This is a genomic window from Gloeobacter violaceus PCC 7421, assembly GCF_000011385.1.
Taxonomy (GTDB): domain Bacteria; phylum Cyanobacteriota; class Cyanobacteriia; order Gloeobacterales; family Gloeobacteraceae; genus Gloeobacter; species Gloeobacter violaceus.
Genome location: NC_005125.1, coordinates 3,333,288 through 3,356,653, shown reverse-complemented (window position 1 = coordinate 3,356,653; position 23,366 = coordinate 3,333,288). Strand labels below are relative to the sequence as shown.

The following is a 23,366-nucleotide window of genomic DNA, read 5'->3' as shown; positions in this document are numbered from 1 at the left end:
TTCACTCGCGGGCGAGGTTGCGGTTCCAGGCGGAAATTTCGATGACGATGTCGATGCCGTAGGCCAGGGCAATATCCAGCACGCTGCCCGGCAGGCCGTTGTCGCCGTGGGGGCTCCGGGCCGGGTCGACGCGGAGCGCTTGGCCCTTGGGCAAAAAGCGGATCGCATCAGCAATTTGGGGAAGTTCGTACTCGACTCGCTGGATGTAAGGATTGCTGCCGCCCATCGAGGTCAATCCGACTGTCCGTTCATTATGGCATCGGTGCCGGAGGCTGCTTGCCGCCTGCTGCGGTATTCGACCACCAAATCGAAAGGAGCCGCCTCATCCGCAAGCAGCGCTCTCACCGGTCGCTCGTCCTCCGCAAAAAACCAGACCAACCGCCCACCCAAAGCCTCGACGCGCTGCAGCAAGCCCCCCAGACCGCGGCAGACCAGGGCGATGCGCTCACCCTGGCTCGCCCGCAGATAGGCCAGGGCGGGCAGCGGAAAAAGATCCGCCGCCGCATGCACGGTCCGGGGCGGCTCGGCTGAAGTCACAGCGGCATTTGGCATAGAAGGACAGGTGTTCACATGAACTTATCCTAGCACCGATGTGTCGGCTCAGAACGTCAGGCGGTTGAGCAGGCGCGCCACGACCTTGGGGGTGAGGTTCAGGCGGTCGCGCAGGTCACCCAGGCTTGGGTAGTCGCCGTGTTGCTCGCGCTCGCGCACGATGCGCACAGCCAGGTGGGTGTCGAGGCCTTCCAGTTGTTCAAGCTGCACGACGGAAGCTTCGTTGACATCGAGGGTAACCGGCAACGCCACCGGCGGCTCGTAATAGCAAAACTGCAGCAGCGGTTCGAGGCGGCGGACTTTGATCGACGAAAGATCGGCACGCTCGATCAATTCGTCCGCCGAGAGATAAGGCCCGCCGCTGCGCCGCGCCTCGACAATGCGGCGCGCTTCGATGATCGAAAGGCCCGGTAGGCGCAACAGATCGTCGATGCTGCAGCGGTTGATGTCGATGCCCATGCCCAACTCCCGCGCCAGGCGCATATCCTGATCCGATTGCAGACGCTGCTGAGAATCTTGCATCAGCAGCAGGCGGTTCTGGTATTCGCTTTGCACTTGAAAGGTGTGGGCGGCCACCAACCCCCAGACCGTCCAGAACAAAAACCACTCCCCCGCCACCGTGCCCGCGATCACCCCGAGGGAGCTGAGAATGGCGTAGACCACCGCCCAGCGCACCCAGGAGGGCTTGCGCACTTCCTGTCCGGCGAGCATCAGCCCCAGCCAGTTGACGATCGGCACCGCCAGTAACCACCTCCAGTTGCGTGCGCTGTCCATGACCCACCCCTCCGGCGTCAACCGATCCGATCGATGAGTTTGCGGCGTTTTTCTTCAAATTCTTCCTCGCTGATGAGGCCCTCCTGGCGCAAGGCCTCCAGGCGCCGCAACGTGTCGATCGGATCGCCTAGAAATTTTTGGGGTTCGTAGGTCAGCTTCGGGTTGAATTTGCGGTTGAATTCGCTGTCGCTCTGCACCAGATAGAGCACCCCTTCGACAAAACCGATGAGCCCCGGCAGACCGGTCCAAAAAAACAACAGGTACACTATCCCGGCGACCGGGCGCCCAAGGTAGAACTTGTGAGCCCCCAGCCACCCGAGCAGCATGGCGAGGATGGCTGCTGTCGAACGGTTCTTCTCACCCATGGATCGCTTCCTGTGTTCTAGCTTGGCGCCCTTCTATCTTATCGTTCATGCCCCGGCCGGCGGCGGCTCGCTTGCGATCCCGGCCCGTCCACTACCGCCGGTCCCATTTGTTAGACTCTAACGAGTACAAAAGACAGAGAAGAATATGATCGAGTACAGAAAGTCTGTCACAGTCCACGGACGCGAGATCGGGTTGAGTACCGGCGTCCTGGCGCAGTTGGCGGGCGGTTCGGTGTTGGTGCAGTCGGGGGAGACTGCGGTATTGGTGACGGCCACGATGGCCAGCAAACCCCGGGAGGGGATCGACTTCTTTCCATTGCTGGTGGATTACGAAGAACGCCTGTACGCGGCCGGACGCATTCCAGGCAGTTTCGTGCGCCGCGAAGGCCGCCCGCCCGAAAAAGCAATTCTTGCCGCCCGCCTGATTGACCGGCCGCTGCGGCCCCTCTTTCCAAAGGGCTTCATCAACGACGTGCAGATCGTGGCGACGGTGCTTGCCCTCGATATGAACGTGCCGCCGGATATCCTTGCCATCCTCGGCGCCTCGACGGCGACCATGCTCGCGGGCATTCCCTTCGACGGACCGGTGGCGGCTACCCGCGTCGGTTTGATGGGCGACGATTTCATCATCAACCCCACCTACAAAGAGATCGAAGAGGGCGAACTCGACTTAGTAGTGGCGGGCACCAAAAACGGGATCATGATGGTCGAGGCCGGGGCCAACTGCCTGCCCGAGGAGGACATCATCGATGCCATCGACTACGGCTACGAGGCGGTCCAGGCGATGCTCACCGCCCAGGAGGAGTTCATCCGCGACCTGAAGATTGAGCCGATGGCCTTCGTCGCCCCCGCCAACGACCCGGTGCTGGTTTCCTTTGTCGAAGAGAAAGCTTCCGAGGCGGTCGCCGAGGTGCTGCGCAGCTTCGAGCTGAGCAAAGACGAGCGCGACGCCAAGCTCGACGCTATCGAGGCAGAACTGGGGACCACCTTTGCAGGTCTGGGCGAAGAAGACCCCCTGCGCGAGAAAGCGGCCGCCAATGCCAGCAAGTTGCCGGCGCTCTTCAAATCCACCACCAAAAAGCTGATGCGCAAGCAGATCCTGGTGGAGGGCAAGCGTGTCGACGGCCGTTCCCTCGACGAGGTGCGTCCCATCTCAAGTGCCGTGCGGGTGATCCCGCGGGTGCACGGTTGTGGCCTGTTCACCCGGGGCACCACCCAGGTGCTCTCGGTGGTGACCCTGGGCACCGCCTCCGACGCCCAGGAACTCGACGATCTGCACCCGGACGATTCCAAGCGCTACATGCACCACTACAACTTTCCGGGTTTTTCGGTGGGCGAAGTGAAGCCCCTGCGCGGCGTCGGCCGCCGCGAAGTGGGCCACGGCGCCCTCGCCGAGCGCGCCATCGTGCCGATCCTGCCCGAGCACGAGCAGTTTCCTTACGTGATCCGCGTCGTCTCCGAGGTGCTCTCCTCCAACGGTTCAACCTCGATGGGCTCGGTGTGCGCCTCGACCCTCGCCCTGATGGATGCCGGGGTGCCCATCCGCGAACCGGTCTCCGGGGTGGCGATGGGTCTAATTAAAGAAGGCGACGAAGTGCGCATCCTCACCGACATCCAGGGCATCGAGGATTTTCTGGGGGACATGGACTTCAAGGTGGCGGGCACCCGCGACGGGATCACCGCGCTGCAGATGGACATTAAAATCCAGGGGATCACCCTGCAGATCCTCGAAGCCGCCATCCAGCAGTCCAAGGCGGGCCGACTGCACATCCTGGAGAAGATGCTGATCGCCATCGACAAACCGCGGGTCGAACTGTCGCCCTACGCGCCGCGCCTGCTCACCCTCAAGATCCCGGTCGACATGATCGGTCTGGTGATTGGTCCCGGCGGTAAGACGATCAAGCGCATCGTCGAGGAGACCGGCGCCAAGGTCGATATCGAAGACGACGGCACCGTGGTGGTTTCTTCGATAGACGGGGCGAAGGCTCTGGCTGCCAAGCAGATCATCGAGGGGATGACCCGCACCGTCGAAGTCGACAAAGTTTATCTGGGTACGGTCACCCGGATTATCCCCAACCTGGGGGCTTTCGTCGAAGTCATGCCCGGCAAAGAGGGCTTAGTGCATATCTCACAGCTTGCTGAGCACCGGGTGCGCAAAGTCGAAGACGAACTGAACGTCGGCGACGAAGTCGTCGTGAAAGTCAAAGAGATCGATCAAAAAGGCCGCATCAACCTCACCCGCCGGGGAATCCACCCGAGCGAGGTCGAGGAGGCGCGGGGGCAGTAGCCCTCTGGATCCCCCCCTGCCCCCCCTTTCCAAGGGGGGCAGCGCAGCGGGGGGGATCCATCCCTACAATCCCGGTCAGGCGCCTGGCTTCGGCAAGGGTCAGGGGCAATACATCCTCGACGCGGTAGACCCCCGGCTGGCCGGTGACAATTTTGGTGCGGCAGTACAGGTGGCGGTCGTAACCCTGGAGCATGCTGAGCAGCATCGCCCGGCGCGGTACCCGGTCAAAATCGGCGTCGAGGCGGCAGATGAGGGCAAACCCGACAATCGCCGCCAGACGAGGAATGCCGAGGCTCGCGGCCTCCGCCCCGCCTACGTAGGCTTCGCCCAGGGGGGTGTTGGGCGCTTCCATGAGGATATGGGTGACGTCGTGGCGGTCAATGTGAAAGCGAATCGCCCAATCGACCGGCGGGATGTGCGTTATCGGGATGGCGTTGTCCGGCTTGTCGAATCCGTGTTCAGCAAAGCGCTGCTTCAAGAGTTCGCCGACGGTCGGTGTGCTCATCGTGGGGTCGTCTTTTTTTCTAAGCTAGCTCAGCGGGCTTAGATTGGATTTTATGTGGACGAGGATGCGGTGATCGCTTGGTGGTGGCAGGTTGTCGCGATCGGCCTGTACGTGGGCAGCGTGCTGGGGATTGCCCAGTGGCTTGCTTCTCGGGGGATAGCCGACGAGCGCACCCGCAAATTCGTCCACATCGCCACCGGCAATATCATTTTGCTGGCCTGGTGGCTCGCGGTGCCCCTGTGGCTCGCCCTGGCCTTTGGGGCGGCTTTTTGTGCCGTGACGCTGCTTTCTTATCGCTACCGGCTTTTGGGGAGCGTCGGCGGGGTGGACCGCAAAAGTTGGGGGACGTTCTTTTATTCACTGAGTATTACGCTGCTGATCGCCTTTTACTGGCCCCAGAATCTGCAGGTGGTGGCGGCGGTGGGCATTCTCGTGATGACCTGGGGCGATGCCGTGGCCGCTTTGGTGGGTCAAACCTGGGGGCGGTGCGAATACAAAGTGCTGGGCATGCGCAAGACCGTGGAAGGATCGCTGGCGATGGCCGTGGTGAGCTTTGCCGTTTGCCTGTTGCTTCTGGGTTTTACTTGCGGGTGGAGCCTGCCCATGGTGCTGAGTGCTCTCGCCATTGCCGGTGCCGCCACGGGTCTGGAAGTAATCTCAGTGGGCGGCATCGATAATTTGACGGTGCCTCTGGGTAGTGCTTTGCTGACGCAGGGCCTTATTCAGGCATTTTTATAACAGATTGTTGCCAAAGTGTTGATCCATGGAGAACATTTTTTACGTAAAATACGCCTTAGCTTCGAAACAGTCCCCACTTTGGGCCAACCTACGTGAACCGAACCGCACCGTCCAGCGCCGCGCTTGATTACCGCTCCGACACCTACCGCGATGCGTACTCCCGCATCAATGCCATCGTCCTTGAAGGCGAGCGGGAAGCCCACGCCAACTACCTTACCCTCGCTGAGATGCTGCCGGACCATGCCGAGGCGCTCAAAAAACTGGCCGCGATGGAAAATCGCCACTTCAAAGGCTTCCAGTCCTGCGCCCGCAACCTCGAAGTCACGCCGGACGACCCGTTTGCAAGGGCCTACTTCGAACAGCTCGACGGCAACTTTCAGCAGGCGGCGGCAGAAGGTGACCTTACCACCTGCATGGTCATCCAGGCACTGATCATCGAGTGCTTCGCAATTGCGGCCTACAACGTCTACATTCCGGTGGCCGACGCGTTTGCCCGCAAGGTGACCGAGGGCGTCGTCAAGGACGAGTACACCCACCTCAACTTTGGGCAGCAGTGGCTCAAAGAGCGCTTCGTGACCGTGCGCGAGGGCATCGAGCGCGCCAACGCCCAGAATCTGCCCATCGTCTGGCGGATGCTCAACGCCGTCGAAGCGGACACCGAAGTGCTGCAGATGGATAAAGAAGCGATCGTCGAAGACTTTATGATCGCCTACGGTGAAGCCTTGGGCGACATCGGTTTTTCGATGCGCGACGTGATGAAGATGTCCGCCCGCGGCCTTGCCTCTGCCCCCCGCCAGTGAAATCATGTTTGGCCTGATCGGACACTTGACCAATCTTTCCCATGCCCAGCGGGTCGCCCGCGACCTGGGCTACGACGAGTATGCAAGCCACGACCTCGAATTCTGGTGCATGGCCCCTCCCCAGGCGGTCGATGAAATCACGATCACCAGCGTCACCGGTCAGGTGATCCACGGTCAGTACGTCGAATCGTGCTTTCTGCCGGAGATGCTCGCCCAGGGCCGCTTCAAGACCGCCATGCGCAAGATCCTCAATGCCATGGCCCTGGTCCAGAAGCGCGGCATCGACATTACGGCCCTGGGAGGCTTCTCGTCGATCATCTTCGAGAATTTCAGCCTCGATAAATTGCTCAACGTCCGCGACATCACCCTCGACATCCAGCGCTTCACCACCGGCAACACCCACACGGCCTACATCCTTTGTCAGCAGGTCGAGCAGGGTGCGGTACGCTACGGCATCGATCCGGCCAAAGCGACCGTGGCGGTAGTCGGGGCCACCGGCGACATCGGTAGCGCCGTCTGCCGATGGCTCACCGACCGCGCCGGCATCCACGAACTCTTGCTGGTGGCCCGCGACGCCGAAAGGCTCGACCGGCTGCAGCAGGAACTCGGCACCGGTCGGATCCTGCCGGTCGAAGAAGCACTTCCCAAAGCCGACATCGTCGTCTGGGTCGCCTCGATGAACCAGGGCATGGCCATCGACCCCGCCGGCCTGCGCACCCCCTGCCTGCTCATCGACGGCGGCTACCCCAAGAACATGGCCGGCACCCTGCAGCGCCCGGGCATCCATATCCTCGACGGCGGCATGGTCGAGCACTCGCTCGACATCGACTGGCAGATCATGTCGTTTCTAAATGTGCCCAACCCCGCCCGCCAGTTCTTCGCCTGCTTCGCCGAGTCGATGCTGCTGGAATTCGAAGGGCTTCACTTCAATTTTTCCTGGGGCCGCAACCACATCACCGTCGAGAAGATGGCCCAGATCGGCTCGCTGTCTAAAAAACATGGCTTTCGTCCCCTGCTTGAACCCAGTCAGCGCAGCGGCGAACTCGTACACGGATAAGCAAAGCTCATCGCCCACATCAGAAACATAGAAGGGCGGCCTGTGCCGCCCTTCTTAATGTTTGTTACATTCTTTTACATAGACAGTTCCTTTACCGGATTTTTCCAATCATGACTGCAACACTCGAGCGTCGTTCTTCACAAGGGCTGTGGGACCGCTTCGCCGATTGGGTGACCTCCACCAACAACCGCTTCTACGTTGGTTGGTTCGGCGTCCTGATGATCCCCACCCTGCTTTCTGCGACGATTTGCTTCGTCGTCGCTTTTGTCGCCGCCCCGCCGGTGGACATGGACGGCATCCGCGAGCCGATTTCCGGTTCGCTGCTGTACGGCAACAACATCATCACCGGGGCGGTGATCCCGTCTTCCAACGCCATCGGCCTGCACTTCTACCCAATTTGGGAAGCGGCTTCGATGGACGAGTGGCTCTACAACGGCGGCCCCTACCAGCTGGTGGTCTTCCATTTTCTCATTGGGGTGTTTTGCTACCTGGGCCGCGAGTGGGAGCTCAGCTACCGTTTGGGCCTGCGTCCGTGGATCTGCATCGCCTACAGTGCTCCTGTGGCGGCGGCGGCGGCGGTCTTCTTGATTTACCCGATTGGCCAGGGCAGCTTCAGTGACGGTATGCCGTTGGGTATTTCGGGCACGTTCAACTTCATGTTTGTTTTTCAGGCGGAGCACAACATTCTGAACCATCCCTTCCACATGCTGGGGGTGGCGGGTGTGTTCGGCGGTTCGCTGTTCAGTGCGATGCACGGTTCGCTGGTGACTTCTTCATTGATTCGTGAGACGTCGATGGAAGAGTCCCAGAACTACGGATACAAGTTTGGCCAGGAAGAGGAGACGTACAACATCATTGCGGCGCATGGTTACTTTGGCCGTTTGATTTTCCAGTACGCCAGCTTCAACAACAGCCGCAGTTTGCACTTTTTCTTGGCAGCGTGGCCGGTGATTGGGATTTGGTTCACGGCGCTGGGCATCAGTGTGATGGCGTTCAACCTGAACGGCTTCAACTTCAACAGCAGCATCGTGGATTCTCAGGGTCGTGCGATATACACGTGGGCGGACATCGTCAACCGAGCGAATTTGGGAATGGAAGTGATGCACGAGCGCAATGCTCACAACTTCCCCTTGGATTTGGCTGGAACGGAGTCGGCTCCGGTGGCGGTGGGCAACGCCGACCTCAACGGCTAACTTTCTCTCTCGATCTGTGAATGCAGGCCCCTTCGGGGGCCTTTTTTTTTGGTAACGACCGTGTAGCTTTCGAGCCTGGCTCTGGTAATTCCAAATGCTATGGTCGAAACGGTCAAAAGAGGAGCATCTGCTGTGAAACGCCATTTCTGCCTGGCCGGGCTGTTGTTGAGCCTGGGTGCCCATGCCGTCGCCGCCGAGCCGCCTCCCCCGCGCGTGGCCACGACTAAAAATATTGCCGAGGCGCAAGCCTTCATGCAAAAAGCCGAGGGCGAATTGGCGGCGCTGGGGGTGCAGTCCAACCGGGCCAGTTGGGTCAACGCCACGTATATCACCGGGGACACCGAGGCATTGGCGGCGGAAGCCCAGAAAAATTTGGCCGCGGCCACCCAGCGGCTGGCCATGGCTGCGAAGCGTTTCGACAACGCGCCCCTGCCACCGGAACTGGCGCGCAAATTCAAACTGCTCAAGTTGAGCCTGGCGGCTCCGCCCCCGGGCGATCCCAATGCACAGGTCGAATTGACCAAGATCACCGTCGGTATGGAGAGCGAGTACGGCCGGGGCACCTACTGCCGGCCGGGGGCAGACGGCAAAGAAACTTGTCTGCAGATCAACGAGCTTTCGCGCATCCTCGCCACCAGCCGCGATCCGCAGGAACTGCTCGATGTTTGGCAGGGCTGGCACAAAATTGCCGTGCCCCTGCGGCCCCGCTACGAGCGCTTTGTGCAGTTGGCGAACAAGGGGGCGAGCGAACTGGGCTTTGCCGATACCGGGGCGATGTGGCGCTCCAACTACGACATGGAACCGGACGCCTTTGCCGCTGAAGTCGAGCGGCTCTGGGGGCAGGTCCAGCCTCTGTACGTCTCGCTGCACGCCTACGTGCGCACCAAGTTGGGCGAGCAGTACGGCACCAAACTGGTACCGGCGAATCGACCCATCCCCGCCCACCTGCTCGGCAACATGTGGGCACAGGAGTGGGGCAATATCTATCCGCTAGTCGCCCCGGCGGGGGTGGTTCCCAGTTACGACCTCACCCAGCTGCTCAAGGCCAAAAACGTCGATGAGCGAGGCATGTTCGGATACGGCGAGCGCTTTTTCACCTCGCTCGGATTTGATTCTCTGCCCAAAACTTTTTGGGAACGTTCGATGCTCGTCAAACCCAAAGATCGCGAGGTGGTCTGCCACGCGAGCGCCTGGGAAATCGACAATCCCGACGATATCCGCATCAAGATGTGCACCGAGGTGACGGGCGAGGATTTTGTCACTGTCCACCACGAACTGGGCCACAACTTCTACCAGCGCGCCTACAAAAAGCAGCCGCCGCTGTTTCGAAACAGCGCCAACGACGGCTTTCACGAGGCGGTGGGCGACACGATCGCCCTCTCGGTGACACCGGAGTACCTGGTCAAAGTCGGACTGATGGGCACCATCCCCGGTCCCGAAGCCGACACCGGCATCCTGCTGCGGCAGGCGCTCGACAAAGTTGCCTTTTTGCCCTTCGGGCTGCTCATCGACCAATGGCGCTGGAAAGTCTACTCGGGCGCCGTCCAGCCCAAAGACTACAACAAAGCCTGGTGGGCACTGCGCGAGCGCTACCAGGGCGTCTCGGCCCCCCTGCCGCGCTCGGAGGCCGACTTCGACCCCGGCGCCAAGTTCCACGTACCGGCCAACACCCCCTACACCCGCTATTTCCTGGCGCGGGTGCTGCAGTTCCAGTTCCACCGGGCGCTGTGCCGGGAAGCGGGTTATACCGGCCCCTTGCACCGCTGTTCGGTCTACGGCAACAAAGCGGCGGGGGCGAAGCTTGCGTTGATGCTCGAAGCCGGGCAGAGCCGTCCCTGGCCGGAGGTGCTCTCCGCGATGACCGGCGAGCGACAGATGGACGCGACCGCCATGCTCGACTACTTTGCACCCCTCAAATCCTGGCTCGACGAACAAAACAAAGGCGTCAAAGTCGGCTGGGAGAGCGCCGGATCGGTCAGTTCGACAATTCGATAGACCCGAGCCGCTTCTCCATCCGATAGTTGACCAGTTCCTCCCCGCGCCGGACAACAGTCTGTGCCTGCAACACCCGAAAGCCGCGCCGCTCGAAAAAAGGCCGCGCCGTGATGCTCGCCTCGGTGAACACCCGGTCGAGGCCAAGGCGCCTCGCCTCGGCCTCGACGGCGGCAAGCATCGCCCCGCCCACGCCCCGGCCCTGATAGTCGGCGTGGACATAGAAGCGATCGAGGTGGCCGTCGCTCTCGAAATCGGTGAATCCGACGACCGCTTCGCCAATCTGCGCCACGACGGCAAAGCGGTCGGTCAACTGCCCAGCCCAGTCCCGGGAGTCGATGTCCTCCGGTGCCCAGGCCGCCACTTGCCCGGGCGAGTAATCCCGAACGTTGATGCGGCGAACGGTATCTCGAAATAAATCAACGAGCGCAGGCGCGTCGCCGGGTTCGTAGGGGCGCAGCCGGATCATCGCAGATCATTCCTTGGTTGTACAATTTTCTCGCCAATTGTACCGCCGCCAACGGCCGCACCGGTGTAAGGCGCTTGACACATCCCTTGCCTAACTGGGGCCAGGTCAACATCGACACCACCGATCCGATGCTCGAACCGTCGATCTACGTACCGAGCGCCTCGTGCAGCGCCAGGAGCGGGCGATGAAACTCATTTTCAGCAATCGAGCCAGCCAGATCTGGCATTTGGGGGGCGCTAAGGTGCAGGCGCTCAAGCAATTGCCCTCTATCCGTACTGCCGCAAGCGGTTGAAGGGGCGGCGCGTTCTTCTCTAATTATTCACCATCTCTGCCTACAACCGAATTAAGAGCGCAACACGGGTCGCCGGGACAAAGGCCGCCCGTGGGGAGGCCGAGCAATGGGCGAACAATCCGGCGGCGAGCGGACGAACACCCCCAAATCCGGACGGGGCTGGGACTACATTGCCGTGCTGGTGCTGGTGCTGGTGGCGGTGAACCTGCTGGTGTTGCCCGCGGTGTTGATGTCCGCATCCGGCCCGAGCGAACCCTACAGCCGGTTTATCGAACAACTCGAGCAGGGCAAGGTTGCCCGCGCGCTGGTGGCGGGCGACCGCATCGAATACGAACTGGCGGGCGAGAAAAAACGCCACCGGACGGTGCCCCTGCCCACCGATCCGCAACTGGCCGGGCTTCTGCGCCGACACAAAGTCGAATATACGGCGGCGCCTTCCCGCGGTGCTGACTGGCTGCCGGGGGTGCTTGGGTGGTTGATGCTGCCTCTGGCGGTGTTGGGTTTCTGGTGGCTATTGGGCCGAGGTGGAGCGCAGGGGCCGCAGACACTCACGATGAGCCGTTCGCGGGCACGCATCTACGCCCAGGGTTCGACCGGAGTCGCCTTCGGCGATGTGGCCGGCGTCGACGAGGCCAAGGGCGAACTGCAGGAGATTGTCCAGTTTCTCAAGCAGCCCGAGCGCTACACCCGCATCGGTGCCAAGATTCCCAAGGGGGTGCTGTTGGTCGGTCCCCCCGGCACCGGCAAGACGCTGCTGGCCAAGGCCGTCGCCGGTGAGGCGGGGGTGCCGTTCTTTTCGATTTCGGGATCCGAATTTGTCGAACTGTTCGTCGGTGTCGGGGCGGCGCGGGTGCGCGACCTGTTCGAGCAGGCCAAGCAGCAGGCTCCGTGTATCATCTTCATCGACGAACTGGATGCCATCGGCAAGTCGCGGGTCGGCTCGCCCATGGCCGGGGGCAACGACGAGCGCGAGCAGACCCTCAACCAGCTATTGGCCGAGATGGACGGCTTTGCCCCCAACACCGGCGTTATCTTGCTGGCGGCCACCAACCGGCCGGAGAGCCTCGATCCGGCGTTGCTCAGGCCGGGGCGCTTCGATCGGCGGGTGCTGGTGGATCGGCCCGATAAAACCGGCCGCCTCGCCATTTTGCAGGTGCACGCCCGACCGGTGAAACTGGCCCCCGATGTCGATCTGGTGGCGATGGCGGGTCGGACCGCCGGATTTGCCGGGGCGGACCTGGCCAATTTGATCAACGAGGCGGCGTTGCTCGCGGCCCGCCAGGGCAAAGCGGCCGTGACCATGGCTGATCTGGCCGAGGCGCTCGAGCGGGTGGTGGCGGGCCTGGAGAAGCGCTCGCGCGTGCTGGGGGACGAGGAGCGCGCCACGGTCGCCCACCACGAGTCCGGACACGCGATCGTCGCCCGCCTGGTGCCCTGCACCGGCCGGGTCGAGAAAATCTCGATCGTCCCCCGGGGGATGGCTGCCCTCGGCTACACGCTGCAACTGCCGGAGGAGGATCGCTTCTTGATGAGCGAGCCCGAGATGCGCGGGCGGCTGGCGGTGCTGATGGGCGGCCGGGCGGCGGAGCATATTATCTTTGGCGAACTTTCGACCGGAGCCGCGGACGACTTGCAGCAGGCCACCGATCTGGCGCAGCGGATGATCACCCTCTACGGCATGGGTGCGGACCTCGGTCCGGTCGCCTTTGAAAAACCGCAGTCGGAATTTTTGGGCGGGACGGCGCTGCGGCGCCCTGTGAGCGAAGCGGTCGCCGAGCAAATCGATCGCGAAGTGCGCGCTGTGCTCGAAAGCGCCTACGCCCACGCCCTCGGCCTGTTGCGGGCCAACGGGCCGCTCTTGGAGGAGATGGCCCGGCTGTTGCTGGTGCAGGAGGTGCTCGAGGGCCCGCAGTTGCGCGCGCTGTTGGAGCGGGCGGTGTCGCTTGCGCAGCCGCGGACGGCACTGTGCGCGGAAAGTGCCCCTTAAGGCCCACCTACATCAGAACCGAATCGTCGCCTTCGTCATTGTAGGTAAATCCGAACGATTCTTCTTCCGCCGCTTCGCCAGGCATGAAGATCTCGGCAAGATCAAAGTTGTTCTCCTCGCCCAGTTCCATACCGGTCGAGGCCTGGCTGAACAGCTCGCCCTCGGCATTGTTGTTGTTCGTCGCTTCGTTCTCCCCACCAAAGCCGAAGCGCTCGGCCAGATTATCGAGCCCCATGCTCGCGAACATATCCCCGAGGCCGCCGGAGAGCCCCTGTTGCTCCTGTTGCTGTTCTGCGTCGCTGTCCAAGCGTCCGCGCGCTTCATCGAGCAGAGCCTGGGCGCGGTCCTCCTCGGAGATTTCGCCGCCTGCCACCAACTCACTGAGGTTGGTTTCCGGATTGGCGAGCATTTCAGGGTTGATCTCCTGCTCATCCTGCGAGAACATCTCGCTCAGGTCCATCATCGCGTTGGCGAGGGCGAAACCGCTCATCGCATCGGCGAACTGGCCAATGTTTTCTTGGTCGATATCGAGGCCCATAAACGAGAAACCTTCCTGTGAGCCATTTTCATCACCCGCCGCCAGAAAACCTTCAGCCCCGGCCATCTCCGAGCCCAGGATCGTTCCCGGCTGCTCTTCCATCGCCACAGCGTTCTCGACTTCGTGGCCAGCTTCCAACCCAACAGACTCTGGACTTTCCATCGCTTCGCTCCCTATTGCTTCCATGGACGCCAGCCTCTAGGGAGAAGGAAGCAAAAATGAGCCTCATTGTGCTCTGTATCGCTCCACGCTTTCAAAGCGCTAAGGACAAGTCCGCCGACAGGAAGTCGGGCGATTTAGAGCGGCGTCTCCTCCGGCACCGGTTCGGGGCGCCCGGGAGCGGGGGTGGGGGTGGGCAAGTCCGGGGGCACAGGCTCCGGCGGCAACGGTGCGGGTGTCGGGAAAGGCCCAGGTTTGGGCAAAGATGGGCCGGGTGATGGCGGTTCGGGCTCGGGAACCGCCGGGCCAGGAATGGGTTGCGGCTTGGGAAACGGGATTTCGACCGCCGCCGCACCTGCTGCACAGATTGCAATTGCCATAGGTTGCTCCCGCTGAAGCTTACCCGTGCATCCTACGGAACGGCGGCCGTGCCGTCATCGGGAAAAAGAAAGAGGTGAGAGCACTCACACCTCCGGCACCACGAACCGGTACCCGGAGCCATGCACCGTGAGGATATAGCGCGGTTCTTTGGGGTTGTCTTCGAGCTTGGAGCGCAGCCGGGCGATGTGAAAGTCGATGGTGCGGTTGGTGACGGCGGTGTCGTAGCCCCAGACTTCCTGGTAAATCTTTTCGCGGTCCACCGTCTGTCCGGCGCTGCGAAACAGACACTCGAGCACCTGGAATTCCCGCGAGGAGAGATCGAGCTTTTGGCGGTTTTTGCAGACGCTCAGGCGCTGAAAATCGATCTCCAGGTCCCCTACGCTCACGTGTTGGGAAGGTTTGCTCTGGTGGGTGCGGCGCAGGACCGCCTCAATGCGGGCCAGCAATTCATCGATGTTAAAAGGTTTGCTGAGGTAATCGTCCGCCCCGAGCCGCAGGCCGAAGACCTTGTCGGTATCCAGGCCGCGGGCAGTCAGCATGATGATCGGTGTGACGACGTTCTCGGAGCGCAGGCGTTGGCAAACTTCCAGCCCGCTCATGCGCGGCAGCATCAAGTCGAGAATGATGAGCTGCAATCCCGGCTCGCGGCCCAACTCCAAAGCAGCGCGGCCGTCGCGGGCGAGCGTCACCGTGTAGCCTTCCGATTCGAGGGTCTTGCGCAGCACCTGCGCCAGGGTCTCGTCGTCCTCAACGACCAAAATGGGGTTGTTCATGGGGAATCTTCACGGTGAATGTGCTGCCGATACCGACGCGGCTTTCGACCAGTATCTGGCCGCGGTGGGCATTGACGATCTGCGAAGCGATGGCCAGCCCCAGCCCGGTCCCCTCGGTATCGCTTACCAGGCCGTTGCGCACCCGGTAAAATTTCTGAAAGATAAACGCCTGCTCCTCGGCCGGGATACCCACACCCCGGTCCTCGACCAACAGATGCAATATCCGCTTCTCACCAAAGCCGCTCCAGTAGGACTGCACCCGCACCCAGGGCTGGGCGTCGCCTGAGTAGCGCACGGCATTGTCGATCAGATTCATCAGCACCGTAGTGAGGGCGTTGGCGTCGCCTGTGACCTGGCCGGTGGCCACTTCACCCTTGGCGATAATTGCCTGCGGGTAGGCCGCCTGCGACAGACCGATGGCGTGGTCAATCAGTTCCGCAACACTGAGGGGCGAAGGTTTCATCAGCAACTGGCGCGATTCGAGCTTGGCCATCGTCAGTACCTTCTCGACCACCGCGGTGAGCCGCCGCGCTTCGGCCAGGATGTAGCCGGAAAATTGTTTGGTTTCCTGAACGCCGCTCGCGCGTCCCGAGGCGATCAGCTGGGCGGAGGCGATGATTCCGGCCAGCGGCGTCTTCAGGTCGTGGGAGACCCCCGCCACGATGTCGGTCTGCAACTCGGAGACTTTGACCGCCACCAGCCCGGCCCGAAAGAGGACCACCAGCAACATCCCCAACAGCACTGCGACGATGCCGCTCGCCCAGAACATCTGGGTGAGGCTGCGCTCGGTGGCCTGCTTGAAGTTGCTGCGGGTGATCGCCGAAAGCTCCCAATCGGTCAAAAAGCGCTGCTCAGGGGTGATCCGAAAATCGGCGCGGATAAAGTCGTTGCAACCGACGTTTTTATCCCAACCGGGATCTTTGTAGAGCACCTGCCCCTTTTCGTCTTTGACCTGGTAGTAGTAGGTCGTGCCGGCCAGTTGCGAATCGAGGGGCGTGGTATCGAAGCGGCTGATCGCTCCGGTCTGGGTCTGGTATTTGAAGTCGTCCTTGAAATCTTTCTTGGTCAAAGTGACACCCATGACCGCTTTGATCGGACGCAGGGGGGGGGTGTCGGAATAGACGATTTGGGCCGGGGACATCGTGTGCAGCAGCACCAGCATTTCGCTTTCGGCGTCGTAGTAGTACTGATGGCCGGTGTCCTGCCGCTCCGGCGGCAAGGTGAAAAAGTATTCTCGGGCGCGGGCCGCTGCCGCGCGCCGCGCCGGATTGTCGCTGTTGCTGCGGCCAAAATAGGATTTCCAGGTGCCGTCGGGTTCTTTTGCAAAGATAAACAGCGCCTGCTGTGGCTTTTTTTTCTTTGCCGTGTAGCTGTTGCTGGTGTTCTGGATCGCACCCACGAGCGTGCTTGCGATCCTGGGTTTGCCGCTAAATAGCTCGTTGTGTTCGCGATCTACCGAATGAAAAGTGTCGTGAAATCCCCGATAGGTGTCGGTATAAATTCTCAGCGCCATACGGCCGAGCAGGCTCTGCATCTGCTCTTGCAGGGCTCGGGTTCCCTGTTGCTCGTACTGGACCATCGATTGATACTGCAGCACATTGAGCGTGCCGATGGGGACGATCACCCCCAGCAAAATAATCGCCATCGCCTTCAACTGGTGTTTGAGGCTCCATTGGATGGCCGCATAAAAACGCTTTTCGATTGCAGAAGTGATCTTGCTCATCGGTGTGGATCCCGTTAGTCGTCAGGATAACCCATCGATCCCACTCCAGATGTGAGATTTTATGAGTCGCGATGAGCGGTTGCATTCGGCCTCTCGCACAACTTCATAAGCGGGCTACAAGCGTTGCGCGACCAGGAATTGCACTCCTATTAAAGTGAAGCTGTCGACACCGGAGTACCTATCCATGTTGAAAGAAGCCCCGTTCGATGTCTTCGTGCATTTGGTGCTGTTGGGCATCGTCCTTTTGACGGTGACCGCCTCGGTGCTGTCGCTGCCGACTGTCGCACCCACCGAATCCACCACCGTCGTGCGCAGCCTGAGCGCTGTCTCCAAAGCCTGAAAGTCGGCAGTCTCCAAAGCTTTCCACTTGTAAGCGAGTTCGTCATGAAATGTTCTTGCGTCGAGCCGTTGTTGTCCACAAGGAGCCTGCCGACGATTCCCCCGTCGCTCGCTGTACGCCTGCAGGCTCTGGCACTGGCGCTCCTTGTGTTTTTACTGGCCGCCTGTGATCGGCCCCTCTAGCCAAGGGTCCGATTCTCGATGCTCAATTGGCGGCGCTGTCATCTTGGGGGCGCGGTAATTGGGCAATTTGCTGGGTGAACCAGGCAGCGGCACCGGTATTGGTTCCCTCAGCCAATCGCTGCAAGGTTTCTTCCAGCAAAGTCATCGGCAAACCCGCCAGGGCGCGCGATGTGCTGCAAACCCGGTACTGCCCGTTTTCGGCCAATTCAAAGGCAAATACCCGCCCCCCTTGTACATCCACCACCCAGTATTCGGGAACGCCCAAAGCGGCGTACAGATGCTTCTGTTCGTCTAAGTCGCTTGCGAGGGTGGTATCGGAGATTTCGCCCACCAGATCCGGCACGCGCGTTCGCGTCAGGTCGACCCGGCGCGGCTCTCCCGGTTGCCATCGGGGAAAATCTTCGCCGACGTAGAGCACCAGATCCGGCGCGCAGGCCTGGGTCTCGGGTTTTTCCAGCAGGCAACGACCCAGGGAGCTAAACGGTCGCTCCGGGTGTTGAAGAGCCCAGAGAAAGAGCAGACTGGTAAACAAATCGCTCACACCCGCATGGTTGATCCCTTCTCCACCCATATCCACCCACAGCCAGCCGCGATCGAAGGCCAACTTCATCCGCTCGCGAATGGGCGCGTCGCGCAGGGCAACATAATCCTGCCAGCCGGCCCGGTGCCACCGCCGCAAAGGGGGCAAACCGGCGGACAACTGCGAAGGAGAAGTTGCGGTCATCAGTTCAGTTGGGCGCTTCGATTTCGATTATAAAGAGGCACACGGGCGACCTGATATCCAAAGGGCCGGAATTACACTGAGAAGGTGCACCGAGGACAAGCGATGGGCGAGAGCAAGCGGCGCAAAGACCAGATGGGTGCGCTCTACGGCAATCCCGACAAAGAGTACCTCATCCCGGGCCTGCCGATCACCAAGGAGCAGAGCCGCTACTGGTACAAATTCACCGTCACCGGCACCTGGATCTGCATCGGGGTGATCGCGCTTATCTGGGTGGTCGTCAACTTTGGCCACTATATGAAATGGTGGGGCGCCCAGTAGAACCCGGTGCCCTCCTGCAGGGGCAAACCGTAACTGTCCCCATCACGGCCCTGGCTGCGGGGGGCGACGGGATCGCCCGGCTCACCGACGGCAGGGTGCTCTTTGTGGCAGGGGCGGTACCCGGTGACACCGTCGAAGCGCGGCTGGTACATCTCAAAAAGGACCACGGCTTCGGCAAGATCCTGCAGATTGTGCAAGCCTCGCCCCACCGCATCGAAGCCCCTTGCCCGGTGGCAGAACGCTGCGGCAGTTGCCAGTGGCAATGGATCGATTACCCGTTTCAACTGGAGGCCAAGCAGCGGCAGGTGCGCGAGGCGCTCGAACACCTGGGCGGGTTCGCAGAGCCGCCGGTGGAGCCGGTCATTGCCCAGCCGCGCCCTTTTGGCTACCGCAACAAATCGACTTTCCCGATCGGCCGGGATGCCCGCGGTGAACCCGTCATCGGCTACTACCAGAAAGATTCGCACCGGATCGTGCCTCTCGATGCTTGTCCGGTGCAGGATAGCCGCCTTGACCCGTTGCTGGCGGCGGCGCGCGAATTGATCCGCACCCAGGGCTGGAGCATCTACGACGAAAAACACCACCGCGGCGCCCTGCGCCATCTGGGCCTGCGCATCGGCGAGCGCACGGGCCAGAGACTGCTCACCTTTGTGGTGAACGGCCAGACCCTCTCGGGGATCAAGCCCGCCGCCCAGGCGCTCATGGACCGCTTTGCCGACCTGGTGGGGGTCTGCCTCAATACCCACACCGAGCGCGGCAATACGATCTTTGGTCCCCAGACCCGCTGCCTGGCGGGCCAGGACTTTATCGAAGAGGTGCTGGACGGCTTTCGCTTTCGCATCGAGCCCACGACGTTTTTTCAGATCTGCACCTCCCAGGCGGAAATCCTCGCCCGCCTGGTGGCCCGGGGAGCGGACGCTACTGCCGAGCAGACCGTCGTCGACGCCTACTGCGGCATCGGCACGCTGAGCCTGCCCCTGGCGCGCGCCGCCCGCGCCGTGGTGGGTATCGAAAGCCACGTCCGTTCTGTGGAACAGGCCAGGCAGAATGCCCGGATCAACGGCATCGAAAATTGTCGGTTTCTGGCTGGAACCGTCGAGGCGCTGCTGCCGGATCTGCGGGCCGACATCGTCGTCGTCGATCCGCCGCGCAAGGGTTGCGATCCGGAAGTGCTCGAAGCCATCCTGCACGCGGTGCCGATGCGGGTGGTCTACGTCAGTTGCAATCCCGCCACGCTCGCCCGCGACCTGAAGCGGCTGGTGGCAGGAGGCTATTGCCTGGTGGGCGTGCAGCCGGTGGACCTGTTTGCCCAGACCCACCACGTCGAGTGCGTGGCGACGCTGGAGCGGTCGTAGGGCTCGACTCAGTTGCCGGTTGTCGAAAAACGCGAGGCCCAGGGCTGGAGCCCTCGTTTTTCAAAGCGGCAGGTTCTCCGCGGCATCAGGTGAGTCCGTGCAGTTCGCGCTGCCAGAGCAAGTCGCGCACGCGGGCGACGGCGGTGGTCAGGTGGCGGCGGTAGGTGCTGAAGGGCAAATCGAGCATCTCCGCCGCCGCTTCCTGGCTCGCAGCCGGCTGCAAGTAGGTGTGCAACAGGGCAAGGTACGCCTTGCGGTCGCGCGGCGAATCGCGCAGCATCGTCGCCGCCTCCTGGATCTGCTGCTGCAATAATGTGGCGGGATCGCCCGCTTCGGCTGCGAGCCGCTCGGCCACCAGCCGCGAGCGCACCAGCGGATTGCGCACCAACTGGTCGGTCCGGGCAAAATCGCGCAGCGCCTGACGCACGGCGGTGGTAAAGTCCTCCGGGCTCAGGACCAACAGCGCCGGTCGGGGGGCGGGAGCCACCTGGGGGGCGGTGGCGGTTTCGCGCTCGGCCAACAGCGCCAGCCAGGCGGCGGGCGGCGTCGTGCGCCAGTCGTGGCCGAAGACGCCGTAGGTGACGCCCTCCACGGTAAAGTCGGCCTCGGCGAGGCGCATCAGATCGGCGTAGACCAGCATCTGGCTCCACAGTTCCGGACGGCGCACCGGGAAGAAGGTGAAGGCCAGGCCGGGGGTGCTCAGGTAGTGGCGCACGACGCTGGTGAGAATCATGCTCTGCACCGGCGAGACCGCATGGTAAGTTTCAGCTCCCATCCAGAAGCGAAAGTGGGTCGCCTTTTCCCCTGAGCGCAGCGGCGCGCGCGACTGCAAAAAGCGCCAGGCAAGCCGCACCGCCGGGTCCACCTCGCGTTCGGCTTCGGTAGTCTCCTCCAGGGCCACCGAGAGCAAAAATCCCAGCGCTTCCCCCTGGTGGTCGCGAAAGACCAGCGCGCTTTGCGGTTGGCGCTCCAGCCAGTGGCCGGCCAGGGCCGCCGACTCGGAACCCTCGTGGCGCTCGACCATGGCAAGCAGCACGCCCGCGTCCTGCTGCGGCCACAGACCGCCCGCCAGGACGCGGGCGTGCCGACGCCACTCGAAACAGGGTTTGACAATCGGGTTGTCGCGGTGCAAGTAAATGTAGTCGAACAGTACCTCCTGCTGCTGGGAGGCGCTGCCCTGTTGCAGTCGGCTGCCGTAGTAGCGCCGGGCGCGCTCGTGCAGAGTGCCGTAGCGATCCAGGTTGCGCCAGCGCAAGTCGGCGGTGAGCACCTCGCGGGCCAGGTCGTGGGGAAAAAGCCCCGCCGCCCCCGACTCGATAAACGACAGCCCCCGCAGCCACTCGAACAACGGCCGCGGGTCCGCCACTGCGAGCAACTCGCCCAGCAGCGCCTCGGTTGTGAGGTGCACCAGCGCGCAGACTTCGAGCGCCTGGCGGTGCTGCGGACCGGGGAGTTCGGCCAGGAAGCACTCCAGAAGCACCCGGATCACATCCGGTTCGTTCTCGGCATGAAAATTTCCCGTGTGCCCCTGGGCGTAGACATCGGCTACCAGCGACAGGGCCAGCGGATGGCCGTGGGTAAATTCGAGCACGCTCTGGTGATGTTCGGCGCTCACCCGGCGCGCCGCCAGGTAGGCGCAGCTTTCTTCCGGGCTGAGGTTGCGCAGCGACACCACGCGCAGCAGACTCTGCCAGCCGGGGTCGGTGCGCCACTCGCGGCCGGGGGGCAGGCGGCTGGCGATTGCCGTGAGCACACAGTCGGGCAACTGCGGCAAAAACGTCTCGCGCAACCAGGGATCGAGACCGTTGAGTTCTTCACCGGTGTCGATGAGCAACACCCGCCGCTCGGTAGAAGCCGCCAACCGGCAGATGGGTGAATCGCGCCCCTCCTCGCCCATCGCGCGGCCGAGCGCTTCGCTGAACGCTTCGGGTGTCGGGTCGAAGGTCTTGGCATCGAGATAGAGCGCCCGGCATTCGGCCTCGGTGGCCAGGTTGAGGAACTCTTTGAGGAGTGTCGTCTTGCCCACCCCTCCCGGCCCATGGATCCACAGCACGCAGAAGGGCGGATCCGGCTCCTGGAGGGCCGCGCGAAAAAGGTCGCGTTCGGTCAATCGGCCGACAAAGCGGCGATGGCGTTCTGTGCGCAATCGATCGGCTAAGTGCACGGCAATCCTCCCGGTCGGATGGTGCAGGTTGTATTATCGCTTGCTGGGGGTGCGACCCCCTCTCTCCTCTGGTCGTTGCATGGCTTTGTCTACCAATACGCCTGCAGTAGGGCTATTGGTTTTCCGAGCAGCCATAAAAATTAATCGTAGTGGTACCTGGCCTGCAGAAAATCGATCTGCTCGCCTGCGACACGGTAGACCAGCCGATGCTCGGCGGTGAGGCGCCGGGACCAGGTGTTACTGGCAATGTACTTGAGCGGCTCCGGTTTTCCCAGCCCCCGAAAAGGATCGCGCATGACGTCTTTGACCAGCTCGAGGGCTCTTAGCGCCGTTTTCGGTTCGTTGGCTATCCAGTAGGCAAGATCTTCGCGAAAGGCCGTGGTAAAGACGGCGACCCGCTCAATGCGTTCAGCAGAGGTTTCAGAAGCTTCGTCCGACTTGCGCGGCTCATCGGACCCGCGCGAAGGTTTATGTTTCTTCGCCAAACCCCAATTCCCGCTGCAACTGTTCGACCGTTTGCGGTTTCACACTTCCGGCGTCCGCTTCCTGCAGAGCTTCCAGCAGGCGCTGGGCGTTGCGGGGCGAGCGCAGCAGGTGCGCCGTTTCTACGAGGCTTGCAAGCTCGTCCGCCGCGATCAAAGCAACGTTTGCCCCGCCGCGGCGGGTAATGATCACCGCCGTCCGATTGGCGATCACCTCATCGCACAGTTGGGCGAAATTGGCCCGGGCCTGGGTATAAGTCGTCTCAAGGGTCATCGTTTCCACTTGTTGTACAGGAGCGCTGTACAGATACCGAGTATAGCCCTGCGGTGAACAGCTTTTGGCATCGAAGGGCCATCTACTATAGGAATTACAAGTCGAGGCAAGACGCCGATGATCTCCCAGCCGGAATATCCGCTTCTGCCGGATCACACCCAGCTTCCAGAGTCGGATGGGACGTTTGTGAAGAATTTTCAAGAGCATCCCCAGAGCATCCTGTTGACCGACGCGCTGGAGCCGGTGCTGCAAGCGATTCACCCCGACGGGCAGTACTGCATCGGCCAGGACTGCGGCATCTATTGGCGGGTGCCCACCCCGCCCGAACCGCCCGAGCGCGGGGCGGAAGCTCCCGACTGGTTCTATGTGCCGGAGGTGCCCCCGACCCTGGGCGGCCAGGTGCGCCGCTCCTACGTGCTGTGGCAGGAGCACATCCCACCCCTGGTCGTGCTGGAGTTTGCCAGCGGCGACGGAAGCGAAGAACGCGATAGAACCCCCAGGCGCGGCAAGTTCTGGATTTACGAGCGGGTGATCCGACCTGCCTACTACGGCATCTACGAGGTGCGCAAGGCGAGTGTCGAAGTATACGAACTGGTGGTGGGGCACTACCGCCGGATGCGCCCCAACGAACGGGGGCACTTTGCGATCGAGCCGTTGGGGGTGGAGTTGGGCATCTGGCCGGGCCGCTATCTGGACATGGAACTGCCCTGGCTGCGGTGGTGGGATGCGGCGGGCAATCTGCTGCCCACCGGCCAGGAAAGGGCACAAGGGGCGGAACGGCGCGCCGAACAGGCCGAAGTCGAAGCCCGGCAAGAGCGCACCGCCAGGGAGCAAGCCGAACTGCGCACGGCCATTCTGGAGGAGCGCCTGCGCCGGATGGGTTTGGATCCGAACGCGCTGCCGGACGAACTGGTATGAGCGAAGTATCTTTGCAGAGTAGAG

The 23,366-nt window shown here is 62.2% G+C and carries 25 protein-coding genes; 11 read left to right on the top strand and 14 right to left on the bottom strand.

The genetic code is table 11. From position 1 onward, the window contains the following. Position 1 precedes the first annotated feature (1 nt). Genes GLL_RS16260 through GLL_RS16245 form a run of 4 tightly spaced genes read right to left on the bottom strand, consistent with a single transcriptional unit; the run spans position 2 to position 1,691 of the window. Complete coding sequence (locus GLL_RS16260) at positions 2–226, bottom strand: hypothetical protein (protein WP_011143145.1); 225 nt, start codon at positions 224–226, stop codon at positions 2–4. A gap of 5 nt (positions 227–231) precedes the next feature. Next, a complete protein-coding gene (locus tag GLL_RS16255; protein WP_164929200.1) occupies positions 232–552 on the bottom strand; it encodes a hypothetical protein in 321 nt (106 codons plus the stop codon). A 48-nt stretch (positions 553–600) separates the two neighbouring features. Next, entirely contained in the window at positions 601–1,326 is a 726-nt protein-coding gene (locus tag GLL_RS16250; protein ID WP_011143143.1) for a helix-hairpin-helix domain-containing protein, read from the bottom strand. 17 nt (positions 1,327–1,343) lie between these two features. Then, positions 1,344–1,691, bottom strand: a complete 348-nt coding sequence (locus GLL_RS16245) for a TM2 domain-containing protein (RefSeq protein ID WP_011143142.1) — start codon at positions 1,689–1,691, stop codon at positions 1,344–1,346. Between the two features lie 145 nt (positions 1,692–1,836). On the opposite strand from GLL_RS16245, the gene pnp reads away from it, so the two are divergent. Continuing rightward, the gene (gene pnp / locus GLL_RS16240) at positions 1,837–3,978 is read left to right on the top strand and encodes a polyribonucleotide nucleotidyltransferase (protein ID WP_011143141.1); all 2,142 of its coding nucleotides are present in this window, start codon (positions 1,837–1,839) and stop codon (positions 3,976–3,978) included. On the opposite strand, the gene GLL_RS16235 is transcribed toward pnp, so the two are convergent. After that, positions 3,926–4,483: a hypothetical protein gene (locus tag GLL_RS16235; protein ID WP_011143140.1), complete on the bottom strand. Its 558-nt coding sequence runs from the start codon at positions 4,481–4,483 to the stop codon at positions 3,926–3,928. The genes pnp and GLL_RS16235 overlap by 53 nt on opposite strands. 54 nt (positions 4,484–4,537) lie before the next feature. Between GLL_RS16235 and GLL_RS16230 the strand changes: the two genes are divergently transcribed. The 5 genes from GLL_RS16230 (at position 4,538) to GLL_RS16210 (ending at position 10,266) form a co-directional block, all read left to right on the top strand. Then, a complete protein-coding gene (locus GLL_RS16230; RefSeq protein WP_011143139.1) occupies positions 4,538–5,221 on the top strand; it encodes a diacylglycerol/polyprenol kinase family protein in 684 nt (227 codons plus the stop codon). A gap of 92 nt (positions 5,222–5,313) precedes the next feature. Continuing rightward, positions 5,314–6,021 (top strand): aldehyde oxygenase (deformylating), encoded by a 708-nt coding sequence (locus GLL_RS16225; protein WP_011143138.1) that lies wholly within the window; start codon positions 5,314–5,316, stop codon positions 6,019–6,021. Between the two features lie 4 nt (positions 6,022–6,025). Further along, a complete protein-coding gene (locus GLL_RS16220; RefSeq protein WP_011143137.1) occupies positions 6,026–7,078 on the top strand; it encodes a long-chain acyl-[acyl-carrier-protein] reductase in 1,053 nt (350 codons plus the stop codon). A 110-nt stretch (positions 7,079–7,188) separates the two neighbouring features. Next, a complete protein-coding gene (gene psbA / locus GLL_RS16215; protein WP_011140781.1) occupies positions 7,189–8,271 on the top strand; it encodes a photosystem II q(b) protein in 1,083 nt (360 codons plus the stop codon). 99 nt (positions 8,272–8,370) lie between these two features. Beyond that, on the top strand, positions 8,371–10,266 hold the full coding sequence (locus GLL_RS16210; protein WP_011143136.1) for a M2 family metallopeptidase: 1,896 nt from the start codon (positions 8,371–8,373) through the stop codon (positions 10,264–10,266). Here GLL_RS16210 and GLL_RS16205 read toward each other — a convergent pair. After that, entirely contained in the window at positions 10,247–10,732 is a 486-nt protein-coding gene (locus GLL_RS16205; protein ID WP_011143135.1) for a GNAT family N-acetyltransferase, read from the bottom strand. The genes GLL_RS16210 and GLL_RS16205 overlap by 20 nt on opposite strands. 398 nt (positions 10,733–11,130) lie before the next feature. Between GLL_RS16205 and ftsH the strand changes: the two genes are divergently transcribed. Next, positions 11,131–13,011: an ATP-dependent zinc metalloprotease FtsH gene (gene ftsH / locus GLL_RS16200; protein WP_011143134.1), complete on the top strand. Its 1,881-nt coding sequence runs from the start codon at positions 11,131–11,133 to the stop codon at positions 13,009–13,011. 7 nt (positions 13,012–13,018) lie between these two features. On the opposite strand, the gene GLL_RS16195 is transcribed toward ftsH, so the two are convergent. The 4 genes from GLL_RS16195 to GLL_RS16180 form a co-directional block, all read right to left on the bottom strand. Beyond that, positions 13,019–13,651, bottom strand: a complete 633-nt coding sequence (locus GLL_RS16195; protein ID WP_164929199.1) for a hypothetical protein — start codon at positions 13,649–13,651, stop codon at positions 13,019–13,021. Between the two features lie 194 nt (positions 13,652–13,845). Further along, positions 13,846–14,088, bottom strand: a complete 243-nt coding sequence (locus tag GLL_RS23490; protein WP_197530025.1) for a hypothetical protein — start codon at positions 14,086–14,088, stop codon at positions 13,846–13,848. Positions 14,089–14,172: 84 nt separating this feature from the next. Beyond that, positions 14,173–14,862: a response regulator transcription factor gene (locus tag GLL_RS16185; protein WP_011143132.1), complete on the bottom strand. Its 690-nt coding sequence runs from the start codon at positions 14,860–14,862 to the stop codon at positions 14,173–14,175. Further along, positions 14,837–16,585 (bottom strand): sensor histidine kinase, encoded by a 1,749-nt coding sequence (locus GLL_RS16180; RefSeq protein WP_011143131.1) that lies wholly within the window; start codon positions 16,583–16,585, stop codon positions 14,837–14,839. Before GLL_RS16180 ends, GLL_RS16185 begins: the two co-directional genes overlap by 26 nt. A 184-nt stretch (positions 16,586–16,769) precedes the next feature. On the opposite strand from GLL_RS16180, the gene GLL_RS16175 reads away from it, so the two are divergent. Next, positions 16,770–16,925: a hypothetical protein gene (locus GLL_RS16175; protein WP_164929198.1), complete on the top strand. Its 156-nt coding sequence runs from the start codon at positions 16,770–16,772 to the stop codon at positions 16,923–16,925. A 204-nt stretch (positions 16,926–17,129) separates the two neighbouring features. On the opposite strand, the gene GLL_RS16170 is transcribed toward GLL_RS16175, so the two are convergent. Next, a complete protein-coding gene (locus GLL_RS16170) occupies positions 17,130–17,831 on the bottom strand; it encodes a Uma2 family endonuclease (RefSeq protein WP_011143129.1) in 702 nt (233 codons plus the stop codon). Positions 17,832–17,933: 102 nt separating this feature from the next. Between GLL_RS16170 and GLL_RS16165 the strand changes: the two genes are divergently transcribed. After that, positions 17,934–18,149 (top strand): DUF2839 domain-containing protein, encoded by a 216-nt coding sequence (locus GLL_RS16165; protein WP_011143128.1) that lies wholly within the window; start codon positions 17,934–17,936, stop codon positions 18,147–18,149. Next, positions 18,131–19,504 (top strand): 23S rRNA (uracil(1939)-C(5))-methyltransferase RlmD, encoded by a 1,374-nt coding sequence (rlmD, locus tag GLL_RS16160; protein WP_011143127.1) that lies wholly within the window; start codon positions 18,131–18,133, stop codon positions 19,502–19,504. Before GLL_RS16165 ends, rlmD begins: the two co-directional genes overlap by 19 nt. An 85-nt stretch (positions 19,505–19,589) precedes the next feature. On the opposite strand, the gene GLL_RS16155 is transcribed toward rlmD, so the two are convergent. From GLL_RS16155 to GLL_RS16145, 3 genes are all read right to left on the bottom strand, one after another. Then, the gene (locus GLL_RS16155; protein ID WP_011143126.1) at positions 19,590–21,668 is read right to left on the bottom strand and encodes an ATP-binding protein; all 2,079 of its coding nucleotides are present in this window, start codon (positions 21,666–21,668) and stop codon (positions 19,590–19,592) included. Positions 21,669–21,808: 140 nt separating this feature from the next. After that, positions 21,809–22,153 carry a Txe/YoeB family addiction module toxin gene (locus GLL_RS16150; RefSeq protein WP_231848243.1) on the bottom strand — a complete coding sequence of 115 codons (345 nt, stop codon included), beginning with the start codon at positions 22,151–22,153 and terminating at the stop codon, positions 21,809–21,811. Next, positions 22,137–22,424, bottom strand: a complete 288-nt coding sequence (locus GLL_RS16145) for a type II toxin-antitoxin system Phd/YefM family antitoxin (protein WP_164929718.1) — start codon at positions 22,422–22,424, stop codon at positions 22,137–22,139. The genes GLL_RS16150 and GLL_RS16145 overlap by 17 nt, the downstream gene beginning before the upstream one ends. Before the next feature lie 117 nt (positions 22,425–22,541). On the opposite strand from GLL_RS16145, the gene GLL_RS16140 reads away from it, so the two are divergent. Then, positions 22,542–23,342 carry a Uma2 family endonuclease gene (locus GLL_RS16140; RefSeq protein ID WP_011143123.1) on the top strand — a complete coding sequence of 267 codons (801 nt, stop codon included), beginning with the start codon at positions 22,542–22,544 and terminating at the stop codon, positions 23,340–23,342. Positions 23,343–23,366 lie beyond the last annotated feature (24 nt).

What these genes read in the sequence shown, in the direction of transcription:
- psbA (WP_011140781.1), top strand. Translation starts at nt 7,189, where the DNA reads ATGACTGCAACACTCGAGCGTCGTTCTTCACAAGGGCTGTGGGACCGC.
- GLL_RS16245 (WP_011143142.1), bottom strand. Translation starts at nt 1,691, where the DNA reads ATGGGTGAGAAGAACCGTTCGACAGCAGCCATCCTCGCCATGCTGCTC.
- rlmD (WP_011143127.1), top strand. Translation starts at nt 18,131, where the DNA reads ATGGTGGGGCGCCCAGTAGAACCCGGTGCCCTCCTGCAGGGGCAAACC.
- GLL_RS16185 (WP_011143132.1), bottom strand. Translation starts at nt 14,862, where the DNA reads ATGAACAACCCCATTTTGGTCGTTGAGGACGACGAGACCCTGGCGCAG.
- GLL_RS16175 (WP_164929198.1), top strand. Translation starts at nt 16,770, where the DNA reads ATGTTGAAAGAAGCCCCGTTCGATGTCTTCGTGCATTTGGTGCTGTTG.
- GLL_RS16235 (WP_011143140.1), bottom strand. Translation starts at nt 4,483, where the DNA reads ATGAGCACACCGACCGTCGGCGAACTCTTGAAGCAGCGCTTTGCTGAA.
- GLL_RS16145 (WP_164929718.1), bottom strand. Translation starts at nt 22,424, where the DNA reads ATGACCCTTGAGACGACTTATACCCAGGCCCGGGCCAATTTCGCCCAA.
- GLL_RS16210 (WP_011143136.1), top strand. Translation starts at nt 8,371, where the DNA reads ATGGTCGAAACGGTCAAAAGAGGAGCATCTGCTGTGAAACGCCATTTC.
- GLL_RS16260 (WP_011143145.1), bottom strand. Translation starts at nt 226, where the DNA reads ATGGGCGGCAGCAATCCTTACATCCAGCGAGTCGAGTACGAACTTCCC.
- GLL_RS16205 (WP_011143135.1), bottom strand. Translation starts at nt 10,732, where the DNA reads ATGATCCGGCTGCGCCCCTACGAACCCGGCGACGCGCCTGCGCTCGTT.
- GLL_RS16180 (WP_011143131.1), bottom strand. Translation starts at nt 16,585, where the DNA reads ATGAGCAAGATCACTTCTGCAATCGAAAAGCGTTTTTATGCGGCCATC.
- GLL_RS16250 (WP_011143143.1), bottom strand. Translation starts at nt 1,326, where the DNA reads ATGGACAGCGCACGCAACTGGAGGTGGTTACTGGCGGTGCCGATCGTC.
- ftsH (WP_011143134.1), top strand. Translation starts at nt 11,131, where the DNA reads ATGGGCGAACAATCCGGCGGCGAGCGGACGAACACCCCCAAATCCGGA.
- GLL_RS16195 (WP_164929199.1), bottom strand. Translation starts at nt 13,651, where the DNA reads ATGGAAGAGCAGCCGGGAACGATCCTGGGCTCGGAGATGGCCGGGGCT.
- GLL_RS16255 (WP_164929200.1), bottom strand. Translation starts at nt 552, where the DNA reads ATGCCAAATGCCGCTGTGACTTCAGCCGAGCCGCCCCGGACCGTGCAT.
- GLL_RS16165 (WP_011143128.1), top strand. Translation starts at nt 17,934, where the DNA reads ATGGGCGAGAGCAAGCGGCGCAAAGACCAGATGGGTGCGCTCTACGGC.
- GLL_RS16140 (WP_011143123.1), top strand. Translation starts at nt 22,542, where the DNA reads ATGATCTCCCAGCCGGAATATCCGCTTCTGCCGGATCACACCCAGCTT.
- GLL_RS23490 (WP_197530025.1), bottom strand. Translation starts at nt 14,088, where the DNA reads ATGGCAATTGCAATCTGTGCAGCAGGTGCGGCGGCGGTCGAAATCCCG.
- pnp (WP_011143141.1), top strand. Translation starts at nt 1,837, where the DNA reads ATGATCGAGTACAGAAAGTCTGTCACAGTCCACGGACGCGAGATCGGG.
- GLL_RS16170 (WP_011143129.1), bottom strand. Translation starts at nt 17,831, where the DNA reads ATGACCGCAACTTCTCCTTCGCAGTTGTCCGCCGGTTTGCCCCCTTTG.
- GLL_RS16220 (WP_011143137.1), top strand. Translation starts at nt 6,026, where the DNA reads ATGTTTGGCCTGATCGGACACTTGACCAATCTTTCCCATGCCCAGCGG.